At 30.9% G+C, this 4,988-nt stretch carries 2 protein-coding genes and 1 other annotated feature; of the genes, one reads left to right on the forward strand and one right to left on the reverse strand.

The window, feature by feature from the left end:
- Positions 1–132 precede the first annotated feature (132 nt).
- Positions 133–2,583 (reverse strand): leucine--tRNA ligase, encoded by a 2,451-nt coding sequence (gene leuS, locus Q0F58_RS17120; protein WP_294379082.1) that lies wholly within the window; start codon positions 2,581–2,583, stop codon positions 133–135.
- 134 nt (positions 2,584–2,717) lie between these two features.
- Positions 2,718–2,922: a binding site (T-box leader), on the reverse strand.
- A gap of 177 nt (positions 2,923–3,099) precedes the next feature.
- Between leuS and Q0F58_RS17125 the strand changes: the two genes are divergently transcribed.
- The coding region (locus Q0F58_RS17125) for a leucine-rich repeat protein (RefSeq protein ID WP_294379083.1) at positions 3,100–4,988 on the forward strand (1,889 nt) is incomplete at its 3' end.

Consider the following 4,988-nt stretch of genomic DNA (forward strand, 5'->3'; position numbering starts at 1 on the left):
GATTAGTCTAGAGTCTACTATTTCCAAATTAGGACTAGTAGCTTAAATTTTTCCTATTTACTGCACAAGTCTAGTTAAACATATAAAAGAGTGATATTAATTTTTTAATATCACTCTTTTACTATATTATTATTATTTAACAACTATATTAACAAGTCTGCCTTTTATAACAATAACTTTTACAATGTTCTTTCCAGCAGTATTTTCTTTAATAGTTTCATTTTCAAGAGCTGCAGATTTGATACCTTCTTCGTCTAAGCTTGAAGCTATCATGATCTTAGCCTTGATTTTACCATTGATCTGAATAGCTATTTCAACTTCATCTTTGATTAAAGCAGTTGGATCAAATTCTGGTAATCTTTCATTGAATACACTTGAAGTATTACCTAGCTGGCTCCATTGTTCTTCAGCAAAGTGAGGTGCAAATGGTGCCAATAATTTAATATAATCAGTTATAGTTTCTTTTAAGAATACAGGATTTTTAACTGATTCCTGAAGATATTTATTAAGAGCATTTGTAAGTTCCATAAGTCTTGCAATTGCTGTGTTGAACTGCATTTTATCTGTATCTTCAGTCACACCTTTTATTGCAGTGTGTTTCCAGAAGTTTAATTCTTTTTCAGCACTGTCTACAGTAGTCTTAGTATTTTCAGTAGAGTTTATTATTTCTCTGCATGATTCAAGGATTCTTTCGATTCTTTCAACGAACTTAGAAACAGATTTAATTCCCTCATCACTCCAAGCTCCACCTTCAGTATAAGCAAATCCAAACATTAAGTACATTCTGAATACGTCAGCACCATATTCCTTGATGTAATCATCAGGAGAAATAGTATTTCCTTTAGATTTACTCATCTTTAATCCATCTGGTCCTAAGATTAATCCTTGGTGAGTTAAGCTCTTGAATGGTTCATCGAAATTTAAGTATCCCATATCTCTTAAAGCTTTAGTTATGAATCTAGCATATAATAAATGCATACATGCATGTTCTGGTCCACCAACATATTTATCAACTGGAAGCATTTTATTAATTTTTTCAGGATCAAAAGGTGCTTCTGCATTTTTATTGTCTGGGTATCTTAAGTAATACCAAGAAGAACATACAAATGTATCTAATGTATCAACTTCTCTCTTTGCAGGTTTACCACAACAAGGACAAGTTGTATTTACGAACTCTTCACATTTAGCAAGTGGTGATTTACCATCTGGTGCAAATTCAACATCATAAGGAAGCTTAACAGGAAGATCCTTTTCAGGCACTGGAACTATTCCACAATCATCACAGTATATTACTGGAATTGGAGCTCCCCAGTATCTTTGTCTAGATACTAACCAGTCTCTTAGTCTGAAGTTGACTTTCATAGCACCAAGTTTGTCTTTTTCTAATTCTTCAACTATAGCTTTTTTAGCTTCAGCAGTTGTTAATCCATCAAATTTACCAGAGTTAACAAGGATTCCATGTTCACAGAAAGGAAGTTCTGGTTCATTTCCAGCTTTATCTGTTATAACTCTTTCAATTGGTAAATTGAATTTTGTTGCAAAAGCAAAGTCTCTTTCATCATGAGCAGGAACTGCCATAACGCATCCTGTACCATATGTAGCTAATACATAATCTGAAATCCATATTGGAACTACTTTTCCGTTAATAGGATTTATAGCATATGAACCAGTGAATACACCAGTCTTTTCTTTTGAAGAAGATTGTCTTTCTATATCAGACTGTTTAGCTGCTTCTTCTTTATATTTTTCAACAGCATCTTTATTTTCAGGAGTTGTTAATTTATCCACTAATTTATTTTCAGGAGCTAAAACAACATAAGTTACACCATTCAAAGTATCAACTCTTGTAGTGAATACATCAAATTGTAAATCTGAATCTTTAACTTTGAATGTAACCTGAGCACCATAAGATCTTCCAATCCAGTGTTTCTGCATTGCTTTAGTCTTTTCTGGCCAGTCTAATTCATCAAGTTTATCAAGAAGTTCATCAGCATAATCAGTTATTTTAAAGAACCATTGAGTAAGGTCTTTCTTTTTAACTAATGAACCACATCTTTCACATTCACCATCTATAACCTGTTCATTTGCTAAAACAGTATTACATGAAGGACACCAGTTTACAGGTGCTTTTTTTCTGTAAGCTAATCCTTTTTTGTATAATTGAAGGAATAACCATTGAGTCCATTTATAATAGTCAGGAAGACAAGTAATTACTTCATTTTCCCAGTTAAACATAGCACCCATAGATCTTAATTGTTTTTCCATAGTTTCAATATTTTTTAAAGTAGAGTCCTGAGGATGGATACCAGTTTTTATTGCATAGTTTTCTGCTGGCAGACCAAAAGCATCAAATCCCATTGGTTGGAATACATTGTATCCCTGCATTCTCTTAAATCTTGCCCATGAATCTGTTGGACCATAGTTGAACCAGTGTCCAGCATGAAGTTGTGCACCTGATGGATAAGAGAACATTTCTAATGCATAAAGTTTCTTTCCAGGTTTTTCAGGGTCAAATTTGTAAGTTTCATTTTCTTCCCAGATTTTTTGCCATTTTTCATCGATTTTAGTACTGTACTTTGACATTTTCTACCTCCAAGTTTATTTAGTATGCAGTTAACAATTATCAGTTAACAGTAAGGGTGATTTTTCAAAACTGTTTAGCTGACAGGATTAAAAGCAGACTTTATTTATTTAAAATAAAAAAGCCTCCATCTCAATCAAGAGACGAAAGCATTAATTCCGTGGTACCACTCTTATTAGAAGAATAGATTCTTCTCACTTAATATTATAACGGGATTCTCCGTATCTGCTTTTGACAGATAAACTCCTAGACAAGTTCATAATAATATAACATTATTTTACACCACACAATAACTCTCTAAAGATATATTTATTATTACTACTTCTATTCACAGCTTTATATGCAATTTTAGAATAATTATATATTAAAAAATATAAAAAAGCAAGAATATAACTAGAGATTGTATGTATTTTGCTTCTTATTTGTGCATTTTATCCCATAAAAGGGTATTGTTTAAAAAAATAGTGTAAAATAGGTGTAAGAGAATTATTAAAAATGTAATAAAGGAGAAGAACAGAGTGATAAGGAAAAGAGTGAAGAGAATGATAGCGCTAACAATGGGTATAACATTAAGCGGAGGTGTGGTTCCAGTTTTAACTTCACCAGCAATTACTGTTTTTGCAGAAGAGAATACTAAGACAAAGGAAGAAGACAATGACCAAGAAAAAAATAGGACTAATGAAAAAGATAATTCTAATAATGAAGAAAATGGAGATAATATAAAATTACTTAATAATGTTTCAAATGTTTCACAATCTACAACAGGACAATCTGTTAATTTACTGAATGTAAATGAAGGCTTAGATGATTCAGATAATAATGATATAGATTTATATACTAATGGTGATGACTTATCATGGATAACAACGGATAAGTTTAATGGTGAAGGTAGTACAGTTACAATTAACAATATTGAATTCAAACTTAAGAAGAATAATACTGTTGAATTAAGTGAAGGAAATTCATATGACCAAGAAGAATTAATACTTCTAGAAAAAATAATAGCTGATAGCAATGAATATGAAGTAATATCTGTAGGAAATTATGCTTGGCAATTTGAACATATAAAAAATGTAAGTCTGCCCAAAGTAACATCCATAGGTGAGGGTGCATTTTATGGATGTAACAGACTTGAAAGCATAAGTCTGCCTGAACTAACATCTGTAGCAATAAGGTCATTTAACGACTGTAGAAGTCTTAAGAATGTAAATGTACCAAAAACAGTATCTGTATGTGAGGATGCATTTTATGGATGCAGCAATCTTAAAAATGTAAATATGCCAAAAGCAGAGTCTATAGAAGATTATGCATTTTATAACTGTACAAGCCTTGAAAGTATAATCATACCTAAAGTGAAAAGTATAGTAGACAATTCATTTATGGGAAGTGATAATATTCAAAATGCAGTTGTTTCAAGCGATTTGAATGTAGATGATATAAAGAAAATTCCAGCAAAATCTATAATTAAAGTTAAGGATAATGGAAATGACTATACAATAACTGATATTGAGAAAAAATCAGAGGATTGGAAAATAATATTGCCATCAAAAATAGGTGAAAAGCCTGTTACAGATATAAGTGATGAAGCAATAGAGGTTATAAAAAATAATGCAGATAAAGTTCAAGTTGATAGCAGAAGTATTTTAAACATATTAAAAAATAAAAATGTTGATATAAGTAAAATGGATATTACTATAATACCTGCTAATAAGACAGAACTTGAAGAGTATTATAAACAAAATAATGCAGATAAATATAACAAAAATAATTATCCAGTGGATATATATAAGGTTTATGAAAATTCTTTAAGGAAAACAGAAGAAGTATTGAATGATAAATATGTTTCTCAGGAAGATGTGGATAATACACTTAAAACATTAAAAAATGCAATATTTGAATTGATTAAGAGCGATAAGAATAAACTTACAGAATTATATAATAAATATAAAGATCTTAAGCAGGGAAACTATACAGATGAAAGTTATGGAAGGCTTATAGAAGCATTAAAAAATGTAGAAAATGTAATTAAAAATGGAATTGCAGCACAAAATGATGTGGATGATGCATTTAAAAATTTGCAAGATGCAGTAAATGGACTTAAAGAAAAATCATCTGGTTCAAATTCAGGAAGCTCATCATCAAGTTCTCATAGGTCATCAAGTTCACATAAATCATCAAGCAAAAAAGATTCAGAGTCTGAAGTTAAATCTGTTGATAGTGTAATTTCAGAAGAGCAAGATAATGAAATTGACACAGCAACACAATATAAGGAAGGCTGGAACAAGAAGGGCGAGAGCTGGATATATATTAAAAATGGTGTTTCGGTAACAGGCTGGATTAAAGATACTAATGGTAACTGGTATTATTTAAACAGTGCAGGAATAATGCAGAAAGGCTGGATTAAAGA

This window comes from uncultured Clostridium sp., from assembly GCF_934754915.1.
Lineage (GTDB): Bacteria > Bacillota > Clostridia > Clostridiales > Clostridiaceae > Clostridium.

Excerpts from the sequence above, each read along its gene's own strand:
- leuS (WP_294379082.1), bottom strand. The coding sequence starts at position 2,583 with ATGTCAAAGTACAGTACTAAAATCGATGAAAAATGGCAAAAAATCTGG.